The 25,111-nt window shown below is 42.7% G+C and carries 19 protein-coding genes; 10 read left to right on the forward strand and 9 right to left on the reverse strand.

The genetic code is table 11. The features are described from left to right. Positions 1-13: 13 nt before the first annotated feature. Positions 14-1,222, reverse strand: a complete 1,209-nt coding sequence (locus tag HUW51_RS20255; RefSeq protein ID WP_185271432.1) for an AraC family transcriptional regulator — start codon at positions 1,220-1,222, stop codon at positions 14-16. A gap of 305 nt (positions 1,223-1,527) precedes the next feature. Between HUW51_RS20255 and HUW51_RS20260 the strand changes: the two genes are divergently transcribed. The 7 genes from HUW51_RS20260 (at position 1,528) to HUW51_RS20290 (ending at position 7,602) form a co-directional block, all read left to right on the forward strand. Continuing rightward, positions 1,528-2,241, forward strand: a complete 714-nt coding sequence (locus tag HUW51_RS20260; RefSeq protein WP_185271433.1) for a sulfotransferase-like domain-containing protein — start codon at positions 1,528-1,530, stop codon at positions 2,239-2,241. 2 nt (positions 2,242-2,243) lie between these two features. After that, the gene (locus tag HUW51_RS20265; RefSeq protein WP_185271434.1) at positions 2,244-3,146 is read left to right on the forward strand and encodes an aminotransferase class IV; all 903 of its coding nucleotides are present in this window, start codon (positions 2,244-2,246) and stop codon (positions 3,144-3,146) included. A gap of 76 nt (positions 3,147-3,222) precedes the next feature. Continuing rightward, on the forward strand, positions 3,223-3,708 hold the full coding sequence (locus HUW51_RS20270) for an SMI1/KNR4 family protein (protein ID WP_185271435.1): 486 nt from the start codon (positions 3,223-3,225) through the stop codon (positions 3,706-3,708). Between the two features lie 192 nt (positions 3,709-3,900). Continuing rightward, the gene (locus HUW51_RS20275; RefSeq protein WP_185271436.1) at positions 3,901-4,617 is read left to right on the forward strand and encodes an orotidine 5'-phosphate decarboxylase / HUMPS family protein; all 717 of its coding nucleotides are present in this window, start codon (positions 3,901-3,903) and stop codon (positions 4,615-4,617) included. 169 nt (positions 4,618-4,786) lie between these two features. Further along, entirely contained in the window at positions 4,787-5,812 is a 1,026-nt protein-coding gene (locus HUW51_RS20280) for a zinc-binding dehydrogenase (protein WP_185271437.1), read from the forward strand. A gap of 3 nt (positions 5,813-5,815) precedes the next feature. Then, entirely contained in the window at positions 5,816-6,610 is a 795-nt protein-coding gene (locus tag HUW51_RS20285) for an SDR family NAD(P)-dependent oxidoreductase (protein WP_185271438.1), read from the forward strand. 98 nt (positions 6,611-6,708) lie between these two features. Continuing rightward, complete coding sequence (locus HUW51_RS20290) at positions 6,709-7,602, forward strand: sugar phosphate isomerase/epimerase family protein (protein ID WP_185271439.1); 894 nt, start codon at positions 6,709-6,711, stop codon at positions 7,600-7,602. Positions 7,603-7,630: 28 nt separating this feature from the next. Here HUW51_RS20290 and HUW51_RS20295 read toward each other — a convergent pair whose 3' ends face one another. Further along, positions 7,631-8,752 carry an acyltransferase family protein gene (locus tag HUW51_RS20295; RefSeq protein ID WP_185271440.1) on the reverse strand — a complete coding sequence of 374 codons (1,122 nt, stop codon included), beginning with the start codon at positions 8,750-8,752 and terminating at the stop codon, positions 7,631-7,633. Between the two features lie 327 nt (positions 8,753-9,079). On the opposite strand from HUW51_RS20295, the gene HUW51_RS20300 reads away from it, so the two are divergent. After that, the gene (locus HUW51_RS20300; protein WP_185271441.1) at positions 9,080-10,144 is read left to right on the forward strand and encodes an oxidoreductase; all 1,065 of its coding nucleotides are present in this window, start codon (positions 9,080-9,082) and stop codon (positions 10,142-10,144) included. 441 nt (positions 10,145-10,585) lie between these two features. Here the strand turns inward: HUW51_RS20300 and HUW51_RS20305 are convergent, their stop codons facing one another. The 3 genes from HUW51_RS20305 to HUW51_RS20315 form a co-directional block, all read right to left on the reverse strand. Then, positions 10,586-11,506 (reverse strand): sugar phosphate isomerase/epimerase family protein, encoded by a 921-nt coding sequence (locus tag HUW51_RS20305; protein ID WP_185271442.1) that lies wholly within the window; start codon positions 11,504-11,506, stop codon positions 10,586-10,588. 104 nt (positions 11,507-11,610) lie between these two features. Further along, the gene (locus HUW51_RS20310; protein ID WP_185271443.1) at positions 11,611-13,026 is read right to left on the reverse strand and encodes a Gfo/Idh/MocA family oxidoreductase; all 1,416 of its coding nucleotides are present in this window, start codon (positions 13,024-13,026) and stop codon (positions 11,611-11,613) included. 592 nt (positions 13,027-13,618) lie between these two features. After that, entirely contained in the window at positions 13,619-16,615 is a 2,997-nt protein-coding gene (locus HUW51_RS20315) for an AsmA-like C-terminal region-containing protein (RefSeq protein ID WP_185271444.1), read from the reverse strand. Positions 16,616-16,873: 258 nt separating this feature from the next. Between HUW51_RS20315 and HUW51_RS20320 the strand changes: the two genes are divergently transcribed. Both HUW51_RS20320 and HUW51_RS20325 read left to right on the forward strand, forming a co-directional pair. Further along, a complete protein-coding gene (locus tag HUW51_RS20320; protein ID WP_185271445.1) occupies positions 16,874-18,037 on the forward strand; it encodes a hypothetical protein in 1,164 nt (387 codons plus the stop codon). A 613-nt stretch (positions 18,038-18,650) separates the two neighbouring features. After that, a complete protein-coding gene (locus HUW51_RS20325) occupies positions 18,651-20,291 on the forward strand; it encodes a PAS domain-containing sensor histidine kinase (protein WP_185271446.1) in 1,641 nt (546 codons plus the stop codon). A 475-nt stretch (positions 20,292-20,766) separates the two neighbouring features. Here HUW51_RS20325 and argH read toward each other — a convergent pair whose 3' ends face one another. From argH to argB, 4 genes are all read right to left on the reverse strand, one after another. Beyond that, positions 20,767-22,098 carry an argininosuccinate lyase gene (gene argH, locus HUW51_RS20330; RefSeq protein WP_185274608.1) on the reverse strand — a complete coding sequence of 444 codons (1,332 nt, stop codon included), beginning with the start codon at positions 22,096-22,098 and terminating at the stop codon, positions 20,767-20,769. A gap of 198 nt (positions 22,099-22,296) precedes the next feature. Next, on the reverse strand, positions 22,297-23,364 hold the full coding sequence (locus HUW51_RS20335) for a M20 family metallo-hydrolase (RefSeq protein ID WP_185271447.1): 1,068 nt from the start codon (positions 23,362-23,364) through the stop codon (positions 22,297-22,299). A gap of 42 nt (positions 23,365-23,406) precedes the next feature. Continuing rightward, positions 23,407-24,234 (reverse strand): pyrroline-5-carboxylate reductase, encoded by an 828-nt coding sequence (gene proC / locus HUW51_RS20340; protein WP_185271448.1) that lies wholly within the window; start codon positions 24,232-24,234, stop codon positions 23,407-23,409. A 79-nt stretch (positions 24,235-24,313) separates the two neighbouring features. Beyond that, positions 24,314-25,108 carry an acetylglutamate kinase gene (gene argB / locus HUW51_RS20345; RefSeq protein ID WP_185271449.1) on the reverse strand — a complete coding sequence of 265 codons (795 nt, stop codon included), beginning with the start codon at positions 25,106-25,108 and terminating at the stop codon, positions 24,314-24,316. Between the last annotated feature and the right edge of the window lie 3 nt (positions 25,109-25,111).

The raw sequence follows: 25,111 nt of genomic DNA on the forward strand, positions 1-25,111 counted from the left end.
ATTCCTGATCTTTTTAGTACTCGGTGGCGCTTTTGCCGGTTAATTGCATAAAGACGGCTTCCATGGCTGCTTCGGAAGTAAAGCCGGCACTTTGGGCAAGTTCCTGTTTTGTTAAAGAATGCTCTTTAGATTCGGCAAGGAACGCCTGCACTTCGGCAATGCGGTACTGGTTAATAAAATCGTAAAAAGATTTACCTAACTGCTCATGTATTAAATATAATAAATATTGCCGGGGCATTTGCAACATATCGGCAAGTTCCTGAATTGTTAGGTTGCTTTGCCGGTAAGGCTTTTGCGTTTCCATGATAGCATTCAGGCGTTCGTAATATTTCTGGAGGGCGGCCGGTTTTAGAGTGTACTTGCGGTATTTTTTCGGCAATCCCGGTACGCCCATCGGTTCTGTTACCGGACCATCCGGAATAATTAAATCTTTTTCAAACTCGTTTAAATAGGTTTCACCATCCTGGCTTAATGTTGCATGGGCCTTATTTTTTAAAAAAATCTGTTTTTGATATAAAGTTTTAAAGCCAATCCAGAAAACTAAAATAATGACTATTAAAAAATGTAGGTAATAATGGTACAGCTCCGTTAAAACCGGTAAATACCAGTTATTAAGGGTAACCGCTAGTACGGCGGCTAAAAAAATAGCCAGTAACACATAAACCACTTTTTTAAGCCATATCAGCTTTTTGTTTTCCAGATTAGAAAATGTATTTACAATGCGTTTGTCGTACTGCGCTAAGGTTTTTAATGAATATACCAGGTAAAATAAAACCTGAAAAAGCGTTACTTGCCGGATTAAATTAAAGTCGTTGTGCCGGCTGGCGTCCAGGTTACTTAAAAATGCAATGGTTTTTTCCTGGCTTTGAATAAAATAAGGCAACAGGTAAAACAGCGCCACTACTACCGGAATAAAATGAATAATTTCGATGGGAAAAAGCCGGGGATTACGAGCAATTAATTTACGAATAAACAAATACAACATCGGGCCAAATACCATAGGCAAGAGCCAGCTGATGCGGCTTAACTGCGGCCTTTGTTCCAGGAATTCCTGGGTATCAAATGCAATTAAAAAAGATTGCAGGGCCAGGCACAAAATCAATAAGCTCAATAGCCGGTTAGCTAATTGATTCGGCTTCCGGATAAATAACAAAATAGCTAAAACTAAACCCAGCAGGGCACCTGCCGCTAAAATTATTTGCAGCAATGTAATTAAATTCATAATAAATCTACCGGTAATACCGCAAAAGTAAGTAAAACTACAACGAAATAAAGAGGACGATTTTTAAAAAATCATAGTTTTTCTTTTTAATTTTTCAACCAACAAGCAGGTAAGCTTCAAGTATTTAATATAATGGGGCAGCTATTCGGATTTTTGTTTATTTAGGGCGAATATAAACCAACTAAACGTAATTATTTTTCCGTTAGGAACTAAAGTTTCGATTTATTTATATTGCCCGCGAATTAATTACAGTTCGCTAAAATAATAACTTAAAAAGCTGGTATATATTTCGTTCGTTTACTTTTATGGTCATTCATTTAATTTCCGGTCCGCGTAATGTTTCTACGGCTTTAATGTATTCTTTTGCGCAACGGCCCGACACCCAGGTAATGGATGAACCTTTTTACGCCGTTTATTTAAAAATTACGGGTTTACGGCATCCCGGCCGCGAACAGGTACTCCAATCTTTATCTCAAGACCCAAACCAGGTTTTTAATTTAATAAACAAGCAGGAACTGTCTGCCGGTAATGTATTTGTAAAAAACATGGGGCACCATTTGCAAGGCTTCGATTATCAGAAAATTACTAATTACCAGAATGTTTTCTTGATCCGGGAGCCTGGCCAGATGTTGTACTCCTACGCCAAAGTGCGGGAAAAACCTACTTTAAACGATATTGGCTTAAAGCACCAGGCCGAACTGTTTAGCTGGCTGCAAAGCCAAGGGCAGCAACCTTTGGTGCTCGATGGAAATGAACTGCGCCAAAACCCCCGGAAAATTTTAGCGGCCCTTTGTGCCCGTTTGCATTTGCCGTTTACCGAATCGATGCTTCATTGGGAACCAGGACCGCGGGCCGAAGATGGTTGCTGGGCCCCGTATTGGTACGCCAACGTGCACCAGTCCACGGGGTTTCTGCCGCCCGATACTACCGAAAATCAGTTACCTCGAGATCTGGAAGAAATTAAACAAGCATCCTTACCATATTACCAATTTTTAAAAAAACACGCGATTTCAGCTTAACTATGCAGCAACAATACGACCCCCGCAATGCCGATATTAAAGTTTGGGTAAATGGTTTACGCGACCGGCAGCAAGCCCGGGTTTCGGTTTTTGATAGTGCCGTGCAGGGCGGCGATGCCGTATGGGAAGGCATCCGGATTTACCAGGGATATGCTTTTTTATTAGAACAACACCTCGATCGCTTGTTAGAATCGGCGCACGCGTTGGCATTTGCCCAGGTACCCGACCGCCAAACCATTAAAGAAGCTATTTTTGCCACCTTGCAAGCCAATAGCATGACCGACAATGCGCACATCCGGCTAACGCTTACCCGGGGCGAAAAAATTACTTCGGGCATGGACCCGCGCTTAAACCAGGCCGGCTGCACCTTAATTGTGTTGGCCGAACACAAACCGCCGGTTTACGACAACGCAGCGGGCATTAAATTAATTACCAGCGCCATCCGGCGAAACAGTCCGCAATTTCTGGATTCTAAAATCCACCATAATAATTTACTTAATAACATTCTGGCCAAAATAGAAGCCAATGTAGCCGGTGCCGATGATGCCGTAATGCTGGATAATCAAGGATTTGTGGCCGAAACCAATGCTACTAATTTGTTTATGGTAAAGAAAGGAACCTTATACACGCCACTTCCGGACGCGTGTTTGCCCGGCCTCACGCGTAAGCTGGTACTGGAATTAGCGCAGGAACTTCATATTACGAGTAAAGAAAAAAATATTTCCCTCACCGAATTTTATAACGCCGACGAAGCTTTTGCCACCGGCACCATGGGCGAATTAACACCCATTCAGGAAATAGACGGCCGCCAAATCAGAAATCAACAAGAAGGCTCGGTACTAAATCAACTCCAAAATCATTTCCGTACCAAAATACCGGTTTACGGGGTTAAGCTGCCGTTTTAAAGTAAAAAGGTGGTTTAAAATGTTAATACTTCCAGCAATAAATCTGGGGTAGTTATGATGCCTTTAAGATGTAAAAATGGCGATTGATCAAAACGAATTTTGGGATGAAAACTATTATAATCACCCCAGCTTAACAGAAGACATGCTTAGTGCCGCCGAAACAATATTGAATGTTAAATTACCAAAGTTATTGATTGATTTATTAAGAATTCAGAACGGCGGATATACTAAAGGGTTTGCTTTTCCGATGGCTGAAAAAACAACTTGGGCACCGAACCACGTGCCCTTAACCAACTTGTTTGGAATTGTAGCTGATAAAAGCATAGAAACAGCGCAAAATATTCTAGCTACTCCTTATATGATTAAGGAGTGGGGTTTACCCGAAAAACAAGTATTACTTACCGGCGACGGACCTTGGTGGATTACTCTGGATTATCGCAACAGTGATGTTCCTACTGTGAGGTGGATTGATGTAGATTGTGGAGAAGATATTCATGTAGCCGATTCGTTTGATGATTTTATAAATGGCTTATTACCTGTTATTTCCTTTATTGAAAAATAAACCTGTTGCCCGTAACGGTAAAGCTTTGCTTATTCTGCATCTTAGCTGAAATGCCATAATGTTCTGAATTTTTAAAATTTTCAGGGATTTGAACAGGATTAGCATTTTTAAATTTTAAATTTTCTATTTTAACAGCTTGTAAATTATTGCTTCAACTGGCAGGTTGCTGCTAAACCCTAAACGCCTTTGTTTATGAAACCCATTGTGCAAATTTCTTTGGATCTGACCAATTTAGCGGAAGCTTTAGATACGGCGGCAATGGCCTTACGGGCTGGTGTAGATTGGCTGGAAGCCGGCACTCCTTTTATTCTGGCCGAAGGCTTGCACGGGGTGCGCCACTTAGCCGAAGCTTTCCCGGGGGTACCTTTAGTTGCCGATTTAAAGACCATGGATGGCGGTTACCTGGAAGCCGAAATGATGGCGAAAGCCGGTGCCACGCACGTGGTAGTCATGGCCCGGGCGCACGCCGAAACTATTAAGTGCGTGGTAAAAGCCGGCCGAGATTTTGGCGTAAAAGTAATGGGCGACAACATGGTTTGCGAAGATATGGTGGCCGGAGCAAAATGGCTCGAAGATTTAGGCTGCGATTACATCATTCATCATATTGGTTACGACGAACGCCGGGGTATTGCGGCGCAAGGAAAACGCATGCCCAGCCCTTTAGATCAGTTGCGGGAAGTAGTGCAGGCGGTGCAGGTGCCCGTGCAAGCGGTGGGCGGACTCTCGCTGGAACAAGCTATTCAGTGTCCGGCGTATGGCGCTCCTTTAGTGGTGCTGGGTGCTCCTTTAACCATCGATGCCGATGCTTTTAAAACCGCCGATGGTAACCTGGAAGAATCGCTCCGGCTGATTTGCGAAAAAATCCACGCTTACGGCGATGTACCGGTGGGCCCAACTGCCACTATATAACATCAGCAATTTAATTTTTTAAAAAATTAAATTACTGAGAATAATTGGTTTTAAAACCCAAAGCAACTAATTATCAAAATATTAAATTTTAAAAATCTAGCATCTTTTACTTTACTACTTGTATCGTTTTACTTATCAATTTTGCGTTATTCTTAATCTTACATAAAATATGAAATCGGCTGCCGTTGTTAATTATTCCCCGGAAAAAGGATCCGTAGAAATCCGAGAAATTAGTAAACCCGCAATTGGCGACGACGATGTGTTGCTGGAAGTAGCCAATGTGGGAGTTTGCGGCAGCGATTTGCACCAATGGACCTCCGACCATAGTTGGCCGGTAAATTACCCGGTAGTACTGGGTCATGAGTTTGGCGGCCACATTGTAGAATTAGGTAGCCGGGTTACCGGCTGGCAAGAAGGCGACCGGGTAGTAAGCGAAACCGCTGCCGTCATTGATCAGAACAATCCGATGAGCCGGCGCGGCCTGTATAACCTCGATCCAACCCGCAAAGGTTTTGGCTACGGTGTAGATGGCGCCATGACCCGTTTTGTGCGGGTACCGGCCCGTTGTCTGCACCGCGTACCCGAAAATTTACCTTTCGAACAAGCCTGTCTAACCGAGCCGTGCAGCGTAGCCTTTAACGCCGTAGTAGAAAACTCCCGGATAAAACCCGGCGACCGGGTAATTGTGCTGGGGCCTGGTACCATCGGCATTTTATGTGCGGCAGTGGCCCGGCTTTGCGGCGCTGAAGTGGCCATGGTGGGTTTAGAAGCTGACCGTCATCGCTTAAGCATTGCCGCCGAATACGGCTGCGACACCATTGTGGGCGATGCAACCGCCTGGGCGCAACAGCGCGATGGTTTAGGCGCTGATTGTATTATTGATGCCGCCGGAGTGAGCGCTACTTTAAAATCAGCTTTACAGTTAGTGCGCCCGAATGGCCACATTACCAAAGTAGGCTGGGGGCCGCAACCCATCCAGTTCTCCCTGGATCCTTTGGTGCAGAAAAACGTGACTTTACAAGGAAGTTTCAGTCATAATTGGCCTATCTGGGAAAGGGTAATTGCCTTGTTAGCCAGTGGTCAGTTAAACGTTAAACCTATTATTGGTGGCGTTTGGGCAGTTACGGATTGGCACGAAGCATTTGAAAAAATGCACCGCGGTGAAGTAGTTAAAAGCGTTTTAAAACCGGTTTAATTCATGCGGCTGCAAAATAAAGTAATTATTGTAACGGGCAGTTGCACCGGCATTGGCAAAGCCATTGCCGAACGTTGTGTGGCCGAAGGCGCTCAAGTTGTTATTCATGGTTTAGAGCCGGAATGGGGCGAACAAGTAGTAGCTAAATTGGGAACTCAAAACGCGGTATTACACATCGAGGATTTAACCCTCCCCGAAGCGCCGCAGCGATTAGTAGAAATAGCCATACAAACTTTTGGCCGTTTAGATGCCCTTGTAAATAACGCTGCTTTAGTAATTTCGTCTAATATCCAAACCACCGACGAGGCTTTTCTCCGGAAGGTTTTGGAAGTAAATACGGTAGCGCCGCTGGCCTTAATTAAAGCGGCATTGCCACAGCTATCGCAAAATCGTGGCAGCGTGTTAAACATTGGTTCGGTAAATGCCTGGAGCGGCGAGCCTAATCTGCTGGCTTATAGCATTTCTAAAGGTGCCCTCATGACCATGACCCGTAATTTGGGCGATACTTTGCACCGCGAAAATAACGTTCGGGTTAACCAGATTAATCCGGGTTGGGTGTTAACCGAAAACGAAGCCCAGCGCAAACACGAGCAAGGTTTACCCGAAGATTGGTACAAAGCTATTCCGAACGTATTTGCCCCGGCCGGTCGCATTTTGTGGCCCTCCGAAATAGCCGCCGCCGCTATTTACTGGCTCGCCGATGAAAGCGGCCCTATTAGCGGCCAGGTGGTAGATCTGGAGCAACATCCTTTCCTGGGTCGCAACCCACCCAAAGATGCTTCTACATTATCTACTTAAAAATGCAAATCAAGCAAAAGCTAATCTTTTAAATTATTTTAAATATTTAACAATCTGCAACTCATAACTCTTAACTTTTAACTCATAACTCTCAACACATGCCCCAGCTAGCGGCCTTCCCGAAAGCTTTTATGCAAGAACTTTGTAAAGACGGTACCATGCAATTAGCCGAATGGATCGATTTGGCTTCGGCGTTAGATATTGATGGCCTGGAATGGTATGCGGGGTTTCTGGAAATGGCCGATGAAAAAAACTGGCCAGTATTCCGGCAAATGGTAGAAGCTAAAGGCAAAGTTATTCCCATGCTCTGCTGTTCCCCCGATTTTACGCACCCCGAGGCGAGTTTCCGGGAAAACGAAATTAATAAGCAAAAACGTTGGATTGATATGGCGCACGCTTTAGGCGCCACCTATTGCCGCGTATTATCCGGCCAACGGCGACCCGAATTAAGCATCGAGGAAGGCGTAAATCTGGCAGCGGAATGTATCATGGCTAGTTTGCCTTACGCGCAGGAGCGGGGAATTACCCTTATCCTGGAGAATCATTACAAAGATGATTTTTGGGAATATCCGGAGTTTGCCCAGAAAATGGCGGTTTTTAGCCAACTGGTAAATAAAATACAGCACCCCAACTTTGGCGTAAACTACGACCCGAGTAATACTTACCTGGCCGGCGAAGATCCGTTAGACTTGCTGTACCAGGTATCCGGGAGAGTAGTTACCATGCACGCCAGCGATCGCTATTTAATAGAAGGCACTATCGAAGATTTGCGGCGCGAAGAAGGAGGCGCCACCGGTTACGCCCAACGTTTGCGCCACGGCGAAATTGGCAAAGGTTTAAACGATTACGACGCCATATTTACCGAATTAAAGCGCGTAGGCTTTAACAGTTGGATCAGCATTGAAGACGGCGTGGAAGGCATGGCACAACTCGAAAGAAGCGTAGCTTTCCTGCGCCGGAAAATGGCTCAGTATTGGCCGGAGGAAAATTAAAAATTTTAAAAAATTTACTTTCGGGCGATTACACCCGGATGTAGATTTTGCGCTTGTCCAGCAAGTAGCCTACAAGCCAGCAAATCAGCATAAAGGTAATGGCAAATAAAAAGGATCCTAGGTAGCCTCCAAGAGGGGCAAATACCGCATTATAAATGGCAGAGTAATAACTTTGGTCGCCGGTCCGGAAGAAGTATAATAAAATAGCCAGCACTTCGGATAGTAAGTAAATAAACAAGGGGTTCCGGCCGAACACTTCAAAAAAATACGTCCAGTTGGTTTTACGGCGCAAATCAATAACATAAACCAGCATCGCCAAAATAATGCAGTCGATGGCTACGGTTAATACCACAAAAGAACTGGTCCACAGTTTTTTATTTATCGGAAAAGCTAAATTCCAGAGATAAGCAATAAACAACAAGGTGCAGCCGGTTAATAGCAGCTTAGCTAAAGCTTCAAAGTTTTTACCTTGTTTTTGCAGAAAGTAGCCGGCAGCGTAGCCGGCGGTTACATTGGCGATGGCCGGTAAGGTGCTGAGTAAACCTTCCGGATCGAAAGGTACGCCTTCGCCCATGTACAAGTGTTTTGGGCCAATTAACCAATTATCCAGCTTTAATACGGCATTGCTGTGCAAGGTTAATTGGGCACCGGGTTCGCCGAACAAAAGCAGCAATACCCAATACAACAATAAACCAGCCACAGAAATAATTAAAGCCCGCCGCCAGTCAAAGTAGTAAATTAAAAGTGCCGCTATGCCAAAGACCAAAGCAATCCGTTGCAGTACGCCAAATACCCGGGTTGATGCAAATTCATTACCTACTAATCTGCCTTCTTCCCAATGCACAAACGGAAACCAGTACATCAGAAAACCCAGGAGAAAAATAATAAAAACCCGCTTCAGTATTTTACCCCAAACTTGGCTCTTCGGCATGCTCCGGTACCGGTTCATTACAAAACTAAGTGCATTGCCCACAGCAAATAAAAACGAAGGAAAAACCAAATCGGTAGGAGTGAAGCCATGCCACTTGGCGTGCAGCAAAGGCGAAAAAGTAGTAGCGCCATTACCCGGTGTGTTTACAATAATCATAAAACAAACCGTCATGCCCCGGAATACATCCAGGGCAGTAAAACGCTGCGCGGTTAAAGCCATAACTTTAGTAAAGTTTTAGAATATTTTTAAATTTTTTAAATTCTGGAAATTACAAAAATGCAGGTTGCTAATTAAAATTGCGGCTGCTACCAACTAACAGGTATTGTTTTTACCTAACCTTCACGCCCTTAATATAGGTATTTTAAATAGGATTATTGACTTAATTTTCAGCGTATCTGCTAAGTGATGTTTAATATTGTGGCCTGAATCTTATACTTCAAAGAGAAAGCTGAAAAACCAGCCGAAACACGTTTAGCGCCTTTATTTTTATTAAATATTTTGCCGGATAGTTAGTAGTTTTGGCAAACGAAAATTTGAAAAAAGTATATGTCTTCAGTGGTTAAAGTTGGTTTAATTGGCTACGGTATGGCCGGGCAGGTATTTCATGCCCCCATTATTACCAGCGTGCCAAGTTTAGAATTAACAAAAATAAGAGCTACCAATCACGAACACCGGAAATTAGCTTTAGAGCGTTACCCCGATGTAGAACTGGTAAACGAATCTAACGAAATAATACAGGATGAAGCCATTGATTTAATAGTAATAGCTACGCCCAACGACTTACATTATTCTTTAGCCGAGGCAGCTTTGCTGGCCGGTAAACACGTGGTAGTTGATAAACCATTTACAATAACTGCTGCCGAAGCCGACAAATTAATTGCCTTGGCCGAAAAGCAAAATAAATTACTTTCGGTGCACCACAACCGGCGTTGGGATAGTAATGCCCGCACGCTACGTAAAATTATTGCCGGCAATTTTGTGGGCCGTATTGTGGAATTAGAAATTCATTTCGACCGGTACCGTCCGTATTTACGTCCGGGCGCCTGGCGCGAAGAAGATACCCCGGGCTCTGGCATATTGTATGATTTAGGCGCGCACCTCCTCGACGAAGCCCAGTGCTTGTTTGGTTTACCCGATTTTATTACCGCCGATGAACGCATTCAAAGAACGGGCGGCCAAACCATTGATAATTTTACCGCAGTTTTGGACTATGAAGGTTTAAAAGTTACTTTAAAAGCCGGGATGTTGGTGCGGGAACTAGGCCCAACTTACGTGTTGCACGGAGAGCAAGGCAGTTTTGTAAAATATGGCACCGATGTGCAGGAAGCCGCTTTAAAAGCCGGACAACATCCGAAAAATACACCTTATTGGGGGGTAGAGCCGGAAAGCAACTGGGGATTATTAAATACCGAGTACGAAGGTCAGCATATTACCGGAAAAATTGAAAGCGAGCCAGGCGATTACCGGGAGTATTTTGTAAATGTATACCAAGCCATAACCGAAGGAGCAGCCCTGGCCGTAACCGCCGAACAAGCCCGCAACACCATCCGCCTGATTGAACTGGCCCGCCAAAGCAGTGCCGAAAAACGAACGCTGCCTTTTAGCCTTTAATTTTAAAATATTAGTATTAGTACTAAGTAGGAATACAAGGAACCATTTAAAATAGGCAAATTACCCCTAGTGCACTATGCAACAGATAGCCTTAGACAGGTGCAGAGAATGACGCTAAACTGTTCGAGCGGTCAGCGAGTTTTTAGCGTCTTGATTTTTTTGGTTCTTTTTGTATCAAGACAAAAAGAACAAGACCTAAACTATGAAACAACTTCAATCTGATATAAAGCAACAGCTAAGGCTATGCGAACGATAGCTTTTATCTTTCAGCCTTAATTTGCAAGTCACGGAAGTAACTTCCGCGCCATAGAGTGCTTTATGAATCGCAATTCACGAAAGTTAATTCGCGCTATAATGGGGCGTTCCCAGAAGTTAGAAGCAGGATTTTAAAATCAACAGAAAACAACAAGAACTGCTGTTGTTTTCTGCTGATTTTAAAATTTAAATAAATTTAAAACCCCACTCTTTCATTATTTCTAAATCTTCTTGTATGCAGGCCAAAGGCGTTTTACCCTGGTAAGATTCCTGTTCAATAATAAAGTGTTTGGTGCCACCCATTTTACGTCCAAGTTCTACTATTTCTTTTACCGGAACTACTCCTTTACCCAGAATCGTACTTTCGTACCCGCTCATCGAGCCTTGGTCGCTTTTAATTTCGTCTTTCACGTGCATGGATTCAAAACGCCCGGGGTACTTTTTCATGATGTCCAAAGCCCGGCCGCCAGCACCGTACATGTTACCAATATCCAGTTGCTGGGCAACTAGTTTTGCATCGGTGTTCTGCATGATAATGTCAAACATAGTCATGTTGTTGAGCTTGGTGTAAAACTCAAAATCGTGATTGTGGTAACCAAACTTAACGCCTGATTTTTGACATAATTCCCCGCATTTATTAAAAACCTCCAGAAATCGCTTTAAACCATCTAAATCTTTACGTAAACTTTCATCCATCGAGGGGCTAATTACAAACTGCTGCCCAACTTCTGCTGAATCGGCTACCGTTTTTTTCCAATTGTCGGTAAAATCTTTGGTAGCAGCATCGTAATGTTGTTTGCCTAAAACAGAGTGACCGGTGGGCATGTTTAAGCCTAAATCAGCTAAAATTTTCTTGAATTCTACTGGAGTAGAGCCGTAAAATTTACCATTGGCGTATCCGGCGTGTTCTACGTGCTTGTAACCCATTTTGGCAATTTGCTGCAAAGTACCCCGTGGGTCGGCTTTCATTTCGTCCCGCACCGAATACAACTGAATGCCCAGTAATTCTTTCGGGGGTTTAGCGGCCAGTAGCTCACGCGCCCATAAACTGGAACCTGCCAGTGCCATAGCACTGGTTTTAAGAAAAGTTCTGCGGGTAGATTTCATGGTTAAATGAATTTTAAAATTTAAATTTATGAACAGGTTTAGTAAGCTGCAATCAATTAGTAATAAACGAAAACTGATAGGTGGATAAAAACAATTTTTAAAAATTAGCTCTTTTTACCGGTTTTAGCAATTTTCATGTTTACCGGGTCCCAGTTAATAATCTTCTTTTCGAAGTAGCTGTCGTTGCAGGCCAGGCTGGGAGCGGCCGCCCGGAAACCGAAAGCGCCATCTTCCTGAATGGGCTTATTGTTGCGTACTGCATCGAAAAAGTTGGTTACGTGGGCTAAATGCATATTATGACTATTAGGGGTTTGGTAAACAAAAGACGTTTTAAGGGCCGGACTTTGATCTTCTGCTGAATATTTTTGGTTGTATTGTTCTTGTATTTTTTGCTGCATGGCCTGCGGGTAAGTCTGCAGGGCATCCCAACCCCCTATACCCGGGGCTTTGCTCATTTTACTATGACTTACTTTAACCGAATTGCCGCCAATTTCCATTACACCTTCGCTGCCTACAAACCGCGAGGTGCCTCCATCGCCCATGCCGCTCACAAAGTTTACGCGCAGCATTACTTCAAAGGCCGGATGTTCCGGCGTTTGCGGGTATTCCATAATGGCCGTCATGATATCCGGAACATCGCGCCCGTCTTTCCAGTAAGTTAAGCCCCCGGAAGCAAAAATGCGGTTAGGCCCCAAAGAACCCGTTACCGTATGAATGGTAGATAATAAATGCACGAATAAATCGCCGGCCATGCCGGTTCCAAAATCGCGGTAGTTACGCCACCAAAAGAATTTTTTCGGATCGTAAGGCATTTTACCCATACCGGCAATGTAGCGGTCCCAATCTACGGTTTCGGGCGATGCATCCAAGGGCATGGTGTATTGCCAGGCACCCAAAGCGCTTTGACGATCGGTGGAGGCCTCTACTACAGTAAGTTGCCCGATTTCGCCGGCTTTGTAATATTCCCGGCCTTTTTGCACCGACATACCGCTTACCCACTGGCTACCAATTTGCAAGGGCTTGCCACTCTTTTTTTGCGCTTCTATTACCGGTAATCCTTCGCTAATTTTCTGCACCATGGGCTTTTCGCAATACACAGCTTTGCCTTTATTTAAAGCATCAATGGTCATGCGGGCGTGCCAGTTATCGCTGGGGGCAATTATTACGGCATCAATGTCGCTGCGTTCTAAAATTTCCCGATAATCGCGGGTGGTCATTAAATCCGGCCCAAATAATTCTTTGGCTCTTTCTAAACGGCCGGTGTACAAATCGCAGGCTGCCGCCAACTCTACTCCCGGTACCTGTAAGGCCGAACGGACATCGTTGTATCCCATAATGCCCATGCCAATGCAAGCCACCCGGATTTTGTCGTTTGCCGAAATTTTCTTTTCCGCAGCTAAAATCCGCTGTTCCCGGCTTTCTTCCGACTCGGCCAAAGCGTGCACCGAACCACCCGCTAACAATAATGAAGACGCTCCCAGTTGTTGAATAAATTTTCGGCGCGAAGAAAAAACTGACATGCTGTTATTTTTAAATGATGAAACAAGGGCTGTTTAATTTAGAGCCCGCTACGGGCTTACAACATCCAATATAAAAAGATATTTAAATAAAAGTAAGATTATACCGGGTTTATCTTACCAGTCAACTTTTAAGAAGCAACTTTTCTGGTCGGAAGAACAGGAAATAAAAATGAAATACTTGCCATGGCTTAACGCCCTTTAATAGCTTAACAGCCGTAGACTTGCCGGTAAAACCCAGAAATCAACTTAAAAAGAAAGATGTAGGAAATTGAGTAGCATCTCCCGCCAGCGGGTAGCTGTCGGGCATTAATAGAGGGAAGTTTTCAACTTCTGGTCAGTTGAAAACTGGCCATAATAAGTAGCTTCAAGATATACTGCGGTAATCTTGAAGCAGGTTTATGGAGTTAATTTACAGCTGGTGACCTTGGGTAAACACCTCATTTTACATGGTTGCCTAATCAAACTTTAAAACGATAAATCTCTAAAATTTTAAATTTTAAAATTTAGCATTTGCCAGATTGTCCATATAGGCATTATGCCATTAGGTATTAAGCAAGACTTTAGAGTAATTCTAAAACTACACAGCGTTAGGTTATTTAGCAGTGAGGGGTTGGTTAAATGTAAACGAGGTATCTAATTGATGCTGGCGAAGGACGTTGTTAAATTCGCTCAAGAGAGCTTTGTTGTTCGTTATCCGATCTTTTTTGTTGCCCAATTTTACTTTATACTTGTCTTGTTCGCGCGTTAAAATTAAATGTTGCAGGTTCGAGCTGGACAAAGTAGCCGTAGAATCCTGGATTTTCTCGATGCGTTTTTTATTATTTCCAAAAAGCACATTAAATACATTTATATCCATATTTAAATCGGCGCTACCTCCCATTTTGTATTTTCCGCTTAATTCAAAATCGGTTAAATTGCTGTTCATGCGCACCTTTGGCGTAATAAACTGGTTGTTTTGCATCACAAACCGGGTGGTTACATCGTCGAAGAACAAGTGGCGGGTTCGCTCATTTCTTAAAAAACGAAGGGCATTTTGAATAGGGGCAACTTCAATTAACTCCATGCCTCGGAAAGTAGCATTGGCATAAGCAGCCGTTCGCTCAAATGCCGGCGAAAAAGTTTGGTCTAACGCGGTTGTAAGCGAAACTTGACATTCTGCTTCGCCCCGGATGCTGTTGCTGCTGAGCACATCCATGTTCATTTGGTTTGCTACTGCAAATAGTTGTTGTAAATTAATGCCTTTTACCTGGGCTTGTAGCCGCAAAGGGTAAATATTATGCGCATTGTTTATTTGTAAATTACCATGGCTGTTAATTTGTCCGCCAAATGCATTTAAAGATAACTGACTAAGCTGCGCCCGTTCTTTATTTAAATTTACCCGCAAAAGCAAGTTTGACCCATGTAAATACTCGTATTGCACCCGATGGGCAGTTACCTTTAAAGCCGCAAAAAAGCTGTTTTTTTGCAGATTTGCTTTCCGGCGTTTACTGTTTTGCCGGGTATTACCTTCAGATTGTGGCACTAATTTTTTTAACTCGGCCAGGTGCAGCATAAAAGTTTGTAAATTTAAAAAATCGTAATGCAGATTTGCTTGCAGGTAAGGCGATCGGATGCCGGCTCTTGTTAACTGAAAACCACCCGTAGCAGTAGCATTACCACCTTCGGACGAAGTGAACCGCATGTTTGTTAAAGTAACCCGCTGGCCTAACTGATTTACCTGAAATTTTAAATTCCGGAGCGCTTCTTTGCTGGTTACATTTAAAACACCAACCCGCACGTTTATTTGCGAACTGGCCGCTCGTAGCAATGACAGTAATACCTGGTTTACCTCTGGTTCGGTTCGAGTTTGTGTGGTATTACTTCCTTTTTGCATTTGGCGTGAATTTTTAACTAAGCGGTAAGCACTTTCTCCCGTTGGACGATAGCTTGCCAGCCGGTAAATGCTTGAACTTTGGTTATAGGCCTGCGCCTGGTTTAAGTCAGCCGCCAGGCGTCCGCCATTAGATGCGTACAAATTACCTTGTATCCAATCTGCATGCAGTGCGGCAGCGGTAAAATCTACTTTAGCCCGCAGTAAACCAGGCTGCTTAAACAAGTAAGGCAAGTAGTTTTGGATAGAAGCGTTTAAATTAAATGGTTTGCCAGCTAAAAGGCCGCCTAAATTTTTTAGGCTTACATCTTTATCGGTAAATAAAATTTTACCAGTTACGTTACGGCACATCACTAAAAAGCCTTCCGGTTGAAAAGCCGCTTGTTTTAGCTCAATTTCGCCGTGCGCCGAAACTTGCGGAGAGCTTCCTTGCAAGGAATCGGGTAATACGCCGCTAATTTTTAGATTTCCCGTAATTTCTCCCTGGTTTACTTTGCTGATGGGCAATGACAGCAACTGGGTAAGCTCCGGCAAGTTTAACTGGCCTTTGCCGGCTAGGGTAAATTCCGGTTTAGTAAAATTTTTTAAATCTATATGCATTTGCACCTGGCCTTTACCCATTTGCGCGCTAATACGTGACAATAACAACCGGCTGGACTCCGGCAAATGTTTAGTGCCGTTGTCCAGGATACCCGCCAGCATTACGTTGTTTATTTTTTTGTTGATACTGGGCAAGAATAATTCGCCATTATTTAGCCGGAATTTAACAATGCTGCGGGGCCGGAAACGGGGGCCACTTTCTCCCTGAAACCGGCCAATTAAATACACCCGGCTGTTTGATCTTAATTTATTTAAGGAATGCACTGCTGTAGGTGGCATAATTTGCCGGAATATTTGTAAAATGGGTTGATACCCCGCTATGGTAATATCCAGGTTAGCGCCTACGCCTGTACTTAATGAGGTATGCGTACCTTTTACATGTAAGGTACTATTGTTTACTATGGCCTGGGTCTGGTAAATCTGGCCTTGTTTTTTAGTTAAATCGTAGCGGTAATGCGCATTAAGGGCAATAGCCTCGTTTTGAAACAATTTCCGGCGATTCGTAACATAATGCGTGATTGCTCCTTGTAAGTTGCCACTAATATTTAATTCGTCGGCGGTGCGTTCCACAGCCAGTTTGGTTTGGTTTATTTTAATGGCAATGGAGTTTTTTTTAAACCGATTTTCGCTGATAAACTGCCCATTGTTTATAACTACATTTTTAATACGAAATAAGAACTTTTCGGCTGTGGTATCGGGCCGGACTACCTGCCGGAAGCGTAACCCATTTTTATTCCCGTTCTCATTAATAAACTGGCGAAAAACAAAATCGTTTAAAACCAGTCGGGCTACTCTAATGCGGTGCAAATTAAACTGAGTAAGCGGTATTATGATTTCTGCCTTCTTTACAGCGGCTACCTGTAGCCGGGCTGTACCAACGGTATCAACCAGCGATAAATTATTAAAAGTAAAAGTTGCCCGCGGGAAATGTTTCCAGATGGAAAAGGAAGTAGAAAACGGCTCCAAAACTAAGTCGGATTGTAACTCGAAGCGGGTACGGATATAAGAACTGGCTTTTTGCCGGTATATTCTGGCAATTACTTCAAAAGCTATACTTAAAATGCTTAATAATAGCACAAAAATAAGTACATACTTTTTAGTTTTTACATTGAGGCGCATGCAATAAAGGTTATCAGTATTTAACCAGTTTTTCAGGTTAGTAATTTATCATACGTAAAAACCTATATAATTGGCTAAAATTAAAGAATAACGTATTGCAGCTTGTTTTTTCGATTAAACATCCAAGCGGTACTATGTAGCCACATTGCTGCAGGAATAATTAGCAACTTTTATAATCCAAAATATTCATTTTTTACCCGTAATTTACGCCTTAATAACAGGTACCACTCGGGTACCGCTCAATTTTAAAATTTTAAAATGCAGCTTGTTGAAGTTACTACACCGGCCCTGGCCAAACAATTTATTCAGGTAGCCGTTGATTTGTATAAAGGCGATCCAAATTTTATCCGGCCATTAGATAAAGATATTGAGCAGGTTTTTGATCCCAAGCAAAATAAATACTTTCGGCACGGCGAATGCATCCGTTGGCTATTATTAAACCCACAAGGCCGGGCCATAGGCCGAGTGGCCGCTTTTATTGATAAACGGACTGCCCCTAAATTTGAACAGCCCACCGGCGGCATGGGCTTTTTTGAATGCATTAACGACCAGTCGGCAGCTAACTTGTTGTTTAAACAATGCCAAACCTGGCTGGAGGCCCGGGGAATAGAAGCCATGGATGGGCCCATTAATTTTGGTGACCGGGATAAATGGTGGGGCTTGCTGGTAGAAGAATTTTCGCCGGCCTCCTACAATACCAACTACAACTTCCCATATTACCGCCAATTGTTCGAAAACTACGGCTTTCAGGTTTACTTTAAGCAATTTACCTATTACCGCCAGGTAATGGCTCCGTTAAGCGACCGGTACATTGATAAAGCCAAAGCAATTTACGCTCATCCCGATTATTCTTTCCGGCACCTGGAACGCAAAAAATTAGCGCAATACACCGAAGATTTCCGGAAAGTTTATAACCTGGCCTGGGGCAAACACCAAGGCGTAAAAGAAATGAGCTCGGCACAGGCTACGTTAATTATGCAAAAAATGAAGCCTATCCTGGACGAGCGCATTATGTGGTTTGCTTACTACAAAAATGAACCCATCGGCTTTTTCATATCTATTCCGGAGTTAAACCAATTGTTCCGGTACGTAAATGGCAAGCTCGATTTAATCGGAAAAATTAAATTTTTATATCATAAATGGAAGGGAAGCTGCACCCGTATGTGCGGCATTGTGTTTGGCATTGCCCCGGACCATCAGCGGAAAGGAGTGGAAGCCGCTATGATTTATGCCAGCAGTAAGTACTATCGCAGTGTTCCTAATTTACCTTATCAAGATATTGTAATGAACTGGATCGGCGATTTTAATCCGAAGATGATGCGGGTGGCCGAACAAATTGATGCGCACATTTATAAAACCCACTTTACTTACCGTAAGCTTTTCGACGAGACCAAGGAGTTTAAACGGGCACCAATCATTTAAGTACCAAAACTAAAACAAGGAATTTATTTAAAAGTGGTTCTTCTGGTTGATACCGCTTATCATTAAAAAATAAAAAAATCTAACCGGTACTTACTGGTTAGATTTTTTTATTCCGGTTGCACCGAACAAACCGCCGTTAACATTCATAATCAAATAACGAGTTCTTTTGCGTAAGGCTGGTGCCGCATGTAGCAATAAAGAACCTGCTGAGCTTTGGTTATGGTATTAATCAAATATAAATATTAAAATATTTTTATATTTATATTTTAAATCAGTATAATTAAGTAGAAATACGTAAGAATTGTATTTACTCCGTCATTTAAATTAGCGCGCAAGTTAGCAAGGTATAACGCAATAGATTTTACTGAGCCAAACAAACGATCTTTTAATTTAAACTTAATCTTTCCAATTTTTTACTTTTTGTAGAGGGCTTAATGCTTTTTGCATTTGTGGTGCGGGTAACCTAATTTATTTAGGAAAAATTTTTTAAAATTAGGATAGTATAAACATTTTAATTAATTTATAAAATATTCTAAGATGGTAAGCAATTGAAATTGTTTGCCCTTGTAGAAGTGAGCCCCTCCTTTACTAAAAATATTTTACAAAATTTTTTATGGCAGATAGCGGCGCGTTTGAAATAGATGGTAAATTCCGGGCCTTAGTTGAAAATACGTCAGATACCATAGTTATTGCGGATGATTTAAATAATATCATCTTCAGCAATAATAAAATCTTTTCTACTTTTGGTTACCTGCCCGAAGAAGTTTTGCAAAAGCCTTTAACTATTCTGTTGCCTCCACCTTACCGCGATATTTACGCCATTGAATTTTCGAGGTTTATAAAAAATTACAAAGCCAAGGCATTTAACCCCATTACGGAAGTACTGGGCTATTGTAAAGATGGTACTATTATTCCGGCAGAAATATCGCTGGCCGTTTGGGAAGAAGCAAATGGGCACGTTTATTCTTCGGTAATAATCAGAGATGTATCGGAACGTAAAAAATGGGAAGATAACCTGGAAAAAGAGCGCGACTTTTTACAAGCCATCTTGGATAACGCCGAAGATTCTATTATTGGCTGCGATGAAAACGGGGAAATTACCTATTTCAATCATTCAGCCCGGAATAAAAAACTTATTTCGGCTCAACCCGACAGAAAGAAAAATTGGTTTAACCATTATCAGTTTTATTACCCGGGCAACGATCAACCCATTCCTCTGCACGATACTCCTTTGTTCCGGGCTTTAAGAGGCGAAGAAGTTAAAAACCAGGAAATCCTGGTTAAAGCAGAGGATAATACGTGTTTTGTTTTACTGGCGAACGGACGCCAGATTGTAAGTAAAAACGGCGTAGTGCGGGGAGCCGTAATTGTTATTCAGGACATAACCATGCGCCGGGAAAACCGGAAAAACTTACTGGACAAAAACCGGGAATTATCGCAAGCGTACAGCGATTTAAAAGAAGCCGAACAAAAGTTAAAAGAAGCGAATACCTTATTGGAGTCGCGCGTAGCAGCCCGTACCGAAGAACTTTTAGCTAAAAATCAAGAACTTAACCTTACCAACGCCGCTTTACAGAAACTGAACATTAACCTGGATAATTTTATTCATATAGCTTCCCACGATTTAAAAGTACCCATCACCAACTTGGAGGCTTTGCTTAAAATTTTAGAATCAAGTATTGGCAATACCAACGAAGATGCTCTGGAAATACTGGAGAAAATTGAAATATCGGTGGCCCGCCTGAAAAAATCGGTAAAGGCTGTAGGCGAAGTAGCTAAAGTACAAAAACAATTAGAGTACCAAACCGAACATATTGATCTGCCAGAACTTGTAATTGAAATTACCGAAAGTATTGCGGAACAATTAAACGATGTCCAATTAAGTTATGATTTTTCGGCTTGCGATACTATCTATTTTTCCTATGTAAATTTAAAAAGTATTGTATCTAACCTGATTACCAACGCCATTAAATACCGATCACCGGACCGGGCTCCCATGATAAAAATTTATACCGAAAGAGTAGCAGATGGGGTTACTTTAGCTATTCAGGATAACGGTTTAGGAATTGATTTAAATAAAAACGGGAATAAGTTATTTTCCATGTTTTCCCGCTTACACGACCACGTAGAAGGTTCCGGAATAGGCTTATACATTATTAAACGGATTATTGAAAATAGCGGCGGCTACATCACTGTCAGCAGCGAATTAGGAGTAGGGTCTACCTTCACCGTTTTTTTTTTAAATCAAGTTTGATTACCAAATTAAGTACCTGGTAAGTACTAAGGCCAAGTAACGTTAGAAATTTTTAAATTTTTAAAATTCTGGTAACCAACTATGCCACAAGTAGCTGTTCCAAATGCAAGAGCTGACGCTAAATTGGTCCATTGGTCAGCAAGTTTTTAGCATCAGGATATATCATATGTTCCAGAATAACTATTCCAGAATACCCGCATCTCCTTCCCTGTTTTTAGGGAAGGTGCCGTAGGCGGAAGGGTATTTATAGCCAGACAAAAAGCCATACACTCAGCAATGAAGCAACTTTACGAAACAACTGCAGCTAGGCGAATGAGAATTTATTTTATGATTTGCAAATGACAGAAGTAAATCCGCTTCATCATAGAGCCACCGTTATTCCCGTTACATTTATTCGTTTTAAATCTTACCGCAACCTTGGTAAAATCCGTAAACCGATTGGTAAACATTCAGTTACGGATTTTTAAAAAATTGACTAGGCCACCAATTTCGCAATGGCTAACTGAACTTGTTCAAAATTAAAACCTGCAATAGTTGCAGCCATTGCTTGTTGTATTTGATCGTTGCACAAGTTGCCAATGCTGCCTTCATGGGTGTGGTGCACTTCGCGGGCGGGATTAAAATTACCTTCTTCAATGGCCAAACCAATGTTCCGGTAAGCTTCCCGGAATGGTACTCCTTTTAAAACTTCATTATTTACTACCTCTACGCTAAACAAGTACTTATACTTTTCATCATCCAGAATATTGTCTTTTACGATTACATTTTGCAGCATGAAAGTGGCCATTTGTAAACAGCCTTGCAGTTCCTGAAAGGCCGGTAAAAAGCTTTCTTTTACCAGTTGCAAATCGCGGTGATAGCCCGAAGGTAAGTTGGTGATGATAAAAGCAATTTCGTTGGGTAAGGCTTGAAGCTTGTTGCATTTGGCCCGCATGATTTCAAAAACATCCGGATTTTTTTTATGCGGCATAATGCTGGAGCCGGTAGTTAAATTATCCGGTAAACTTAAGAAACTAAAATTCTGATTTAAGTACAGGCAAATGTCCATGGCCATCTTCCCTAACGTAGCCGCCAGAGAGGCTAAAGCCGACGCCACATTTCTTTCGGTTTTTCCCCGCCCCATTTGCGCGTAAACTACATTATAGTTTAAAGAATCAAAGCCTAATAAATCGGTAGTAAGTTGCCGGTTTAAAGGGAAAGAAGAACCGTAGCCGGCAGCAGAGCCAAGCGGGTTTTTATTACTGATGTGGTAAGCGGCTTGCAGCATCAATAAATCATCTGTTAAGCTTTCGGCGTAGGCCCCAAACCACAAACCAAACGACGATGGCATGGCAATTTGCAGGTGCGTATAACCGGGCAACAACTTATCTTTATGTTCTTCACTTAACTTAATTAATTGTTCAAAAAGCGCCTGCGTGCTCTCTACTGTTTTTTGAATTTCGCTCCGGATGTACAGCTTTAAATCCAACAACACCTGGTCGTTGCGCGAACGGCCACTATGAATTTTCTTGCCGGCATCACCTAATCGTTTGGTTAGCAATAGTTCTACCTGGGAATGGACGTCTTCAACGCCTTCTTCAATGGTAAAATTGCCAGCTTTAATATCCCGGTAAATATTTTTTAATTCTTGTTGTAAAATCGTGAGGTCGGAGCTATCTAACAACCCAATAGAAGCCAGCATTTGGGTATGCGCTAAAGAACCTAGTACATCAAATTCGGCGAGTAATACATCCAGTTCGCGGTCGCGGCCCACGGTAAATTGTTCTACTTCTGCTTTGGTGGTCGTATTTTTCTGCCAGAGTTTCATCATGTTTTAAGTAGTAAGTAGGTAACTAGTAGTAGGTAATAAGTTATAAGTATTAGGTGGTAAATATTAGATGTTGGGTCTAAGCTATTCATAAAGATTATGGAACAGATTTAAATAGATCATTCCAAATAATGAAATTTTAAAATTTTAGTTTTGATACTTAATACCTGCTACTTCCTACCTAATACTTGTTACCTGCTACTCATAAATAATTTTATCTAAAAGTTGAATGTATAAGGTAATTCCTTCCTGTATTTCGGAGAGATAAATAAATTCATCGGCGGTATGCGAACGGGCAGAATCGCCGGGCCCTAATTTTAAAGATGGCACCGTGAGCAAAGCCTGGTCGGAGGTAGTGGGGGAACCGTATAATTTTCGACCTAAAGCTAAACCCGCTTGCACCACCGGAGTGTCCTTCCCAATACGCGAAGGTTTCAGTCGCATGGAGCGGGGCTTTACATCGCAGGCAACGTGCGCTTTTATAATTTCCAGAACCTCCTCGCTGGTATAAGCATCGGTTACCCGCACGTCCACCGTAAATTGGCAAGTATCCGGAACCACGTTGTGTTGGGTACCAGCTTTTATCACGGTAACACTCATTTTAACCGGGCCCAATAACTCGGAAACCACTGGAAATTTAAAATTTTGAATCCAGTTTATATCCGGTAAAGCTTTGTAAATCGCATTGTCGCCTTCTTCGCGGGCCGCGTGCCCCGAAGTACCTTTAGCCAAGCAATCTAATACCATCAATCCTTTTTCAGCGATGGCTAAGTGCATTTGCGTTGGTTCGCCCACTATGGCAAACTCGATAGGGCCCAGTTGTGGGATAATCAATTCTATCCCATTTACCCCCGATACTTCTTCTTCGGCGGTAGCGGCCATTATCAGGTTATAAGCCAGGTTCTCCTGATCGTAATAGTGCCGGAAAGTTGCCAGTAATGCTACCAGGCACCCGCCGGCATCGTTGCTACCTAAACCATACAGCTTATCTTCTTCCACAATAGGCGTAAACGGATCTTTCGTCCAATCCTTGTTGGGTTTTACGGTATCGTGGTGCGAGTTAAGCAGGATGGTTGGTTTATTTGGATGGTAATGTTTGTTAAATGCCCACAGATTGTTGCGTTCGCGATGCGTTTCAATGTTATTTTTTTTAAAAAAATTATGAAGAATGTCAGCAGTATTTTCTTCCTGGCGGCTAAACGATTCCGTCGCAATTAAAGATTTTAATAATTGAACCGCTTCCTCGTAAAGGCTATCTTGTGGCATGTAGCAATTTTGCCGGATCAGGTAATCCGGAAGTTTTCTGTTTTAGTTTGATTTTACGTACAAATCACCGGCTTTTATGGCCGATAAACGAATGCCTTTAATCATGGCCGAGCTGAAGCCCGCGTGTTCCATTTCGTTTAAGCCGGCAATGGTGCAACCTTTAGGCGAGGTAACTTTATCAATTTCGCCTTCCGGGTGGTTACCGGTAGCTAATAACAGAGCGGCCGCTCCTTTGGCGGTTTGCGCCGCCATGTGTAAGGCTTCCGCCGCGTGAAAACCAATTTCGGTACCACCTTGCGAGGCCGCCCGGATGGAACGGAGAAAGAACGCAATGCCGCAGGCGCATAAAGCCGTAGCCGAGGTCATTAATTCTTCGTGAATTTCAATGGTTTCGCCTACCGTATCAAACAACTCTTTAACCAAGGCCATGTTTTCTTTGGAAGCATTGTTGGAGGCCAGGCAAGTCATGGATTCCTGAATTGCAATGGCGGTGTTGGGCATGGCTCGTACTACCTGCACCGGTTTACCCAAACGGTTGGTAATATCGGCTACGGTAACCCCCGAAGCTACCGAAATTAACACGTGGGTTTCAGGATTTACTTCTTCCCGGATAGCATCCAGTAAAGTATCCAATTGCTGAGGTAAAACCGCAATTACTACTACGCTAGATTGCCGAACGGCCAGCGAATTATTATCCGTAGCCTGAAAACCCTGGCTGGATAATTCTTGCAGCGAACGTACGTTCCGGCGGGTAATTGTAACCTGACTTGATTCGTATTTACCGGATTTTACCAAACCTTTGGCCAAAGCAATTCCGATATTGCCGCCACCCAAAATGGCTATGTTGTTTTGATTAGTAGCAGAAGACATTCCTAAAATTTTAAAAATTTAAAAAATTGAGATAAGGTAAAAACTACCTTCAACCTTGTGATCCTTTTAAATGAAGCATTTACAAGTGCAGGACCGTACCCGCCGGCTCTTTGTGGTTAGTAATCGTTAATACATCATCGGCATGCGCAATGTGCACCGCTTTTACCCCGGATTGTAAAGCTTGTAAGGCATTATCCATTTTGGGTATCATACCTTGGGCAATAATCCCATTCTCCCGCAACTCCTGGTATTTAGTTGGGGTAATTTCAGGGATTAGCGAATTATCGTCGTTCACATCCCGCAAAACTCCTTTTTTCTCGAAGCAGTAAATTAAGCTTACTGCATACGACTTAGCCAAGGCAACCGCCAGGGTAGAGGCAATGGTATCGGCGTTGGTGTTAAGTAAATTACCGGCTTCATCGTGAGTAATAGGAGCTACAATCGGGGTTGAACCAGCACTCAAGATAGATTTCAGAATAGTAGCATTAACTCTTTCGGATTCAACATCGCCAACAAAGCCATAATCAATGGCACCTATCTGTCTTTTTTTTGCCGGAATTAAATTTGCATCGGCGCCGGTTAATCCAATGGCATTGCATTTATTTGCTTGTAACTGCGCTACAATGTTTTTGTTAATTAATCCGGCGTAAACCATAGTAACCACCTTTAAAGAACCGGCATCGGTTATCCGGCGACCATCAATTAACTGTGGTTCTATGCCCAAAGCCTTACTTACTTCCGTCGCTATTTTTCCGCCCCCGTGAACTAATATCTTGGCGCCGGGTACTTGCGAAAAATGCTGCAAGAAGTGGCTTAATTTACTTTCGGCATCAATAATATTGCCGCCAATTTTAATAATATAAAGTGGTTGCATTAC

The sequence above is a fragment of the Adhaeribacter swui genome, from assembly GCF_014217805.1.
GTDB lineage: Bacteria > Bacteroidota > Bacteroidia > Cytophagales > Hymenobacteraceae > Adhaeribacter > Adhaeribacter swui.

What these genes read in the sequence shown, in the direction of transcription:
- HUW51_RS20255 (WP_185271432.1), bottom strand. Translation starts at nt 1,222, where the DNA reads ATGAATTTAATTACATTGCTGCAAATAATTTTAGCGGCAGGTGCCCTG.
- HUW51_RS20260 (WP_185271433.1), top strand. Translation starts at nt 1,528, where the DNA reads ATGGTCATTCATTTAATTTCCGGTCCGCGTAATGTTTCTACGGCTTTA.
- HUW51_RS20265 (WP_185271434.1), top strand. Translation starts at nt 2,244, where the DNA reads ATGCAGCAACAATACGACCCCCGCAATGCCGATATTAAAGTTTGGGTA.
- HUW51_RS20270 (WP_185271435.1), top strand. Translation starts at nt 3,223, where the DNA reads ATGGCGATTGATCAAAACGAATTTTGGGATGAAAACTATTATAATCAC.
- HUW51_RS20275 (WP_185271436.1), top strand. Translation starts at nt 3,901, where the DNA reads ATGAAACCCATTGTGCAAATTTCTTTGGATCTGACCAATTTAGCGGAA.
- HUW51_RS20280 (WP_185271437.1), top strand. Translation starts at nt 4,787, where the DNA reads ATGAAATCGGCTGCCGTTGTTAATTATTCCCCGGAAAAAGGATCCGTA.
- HUW51_RS20285 (WP_185271438.1), top strand. Translation starts at nt 5,816, where the DNA reads ATGCGGCTGCAAAATAAAGTAATTATTGTAACGGGCAGTTGCACCGGC.
- HUW51_RS20290 (WP_185271439.1), top strand. Translation starts at nt 6,709, where the DNA reads ATGCCCCAGCTAGCGGCCTTCCCGAAAGCTTTTATGCAAGAACTTTGT.
- HUW51_RS20295 (WP_185271440.1), bottom strand. Translation starts at nt 8,752, where the DNA reads ATGGCTTTAACCGCGCAGCGTTTTACTGCCCTGGATGTATTCCGGGGC.
- HUW51_RS20300 (WP_185271441.1), top strand. Translation starts at nt 9,080, where the DNA reads ATGTCTTCAGTGGTTAAAGTTGGTTTAATTGGCTACGGTATGGCCGGG.
- HUW51_RS20305 (WP_185271442.1), bottom strand. Translation starts at nt 11,506, where the DNA reads ATGAAATCTACCCGCAGAACTTTTCTTAAAACCAGTGCTATGGCACTG.
- HUW51_RS20310 (WP_185271443.1), bottom strand. Translation starts at nt 13,026, where the DNA reads ATGTCAGTTTTTTCTTCGCGCCGAAAATTTATTCAACAACTGGGAGCG.
- HUW51_RS20315 (WP_185271444.1), bottom strand. Translation starts at nt 16,615, where the DNA reads ATGCGCCTCAATGTAAAAACTAAAAAGTATGTACTTATTTTTGTGCTA.
- HUW51_RS20320 (WP_185271445.1), top strand. Translation starts at nt 16,874, where the DNA reads ATGCAGCTTGTTGAAGTTACTACACCGGCCCTGGCCAAACAATTTATT.
- HUW51_RS20325 (WP_185271446.1), top strand. Translation starts at nt 18,651, where the DNA reads ATGGCAGATAGCGGCGCGTTTGAAATAGATGGTAAATTCCGGGCCTTA.
- argH (WP_185274608.1), bottom strand. Translation starts at nt 22,098, where the DNA reads ATGAAACTCTGGCAGAAAAATACGACCACCAAAGCAGAAGTAGAACAA.
- HUW51_RS20335 (WP_185271447.1), bottom strand. Translation starts at nt 23,364, where the DNA reads ATGCCACAAGATAGCCTTTACGAGGAAGCGGTTCAATTATTAAAATCT.
- proC (WP_185271448.1), bottom strand. Translation starts at nt 24,234, where the DNA reads ATGTCTTCTGCTACTAATCAAAACAACATAGCCATTTTGGGTGGCGGC.
- argB (WP_185271449.1), bottom strand. Translation starts at nt 25,108, where the DNA reads ATGCAACCACTTTATATTATTAAAATTGGCGGCAATATTATTGATGCC.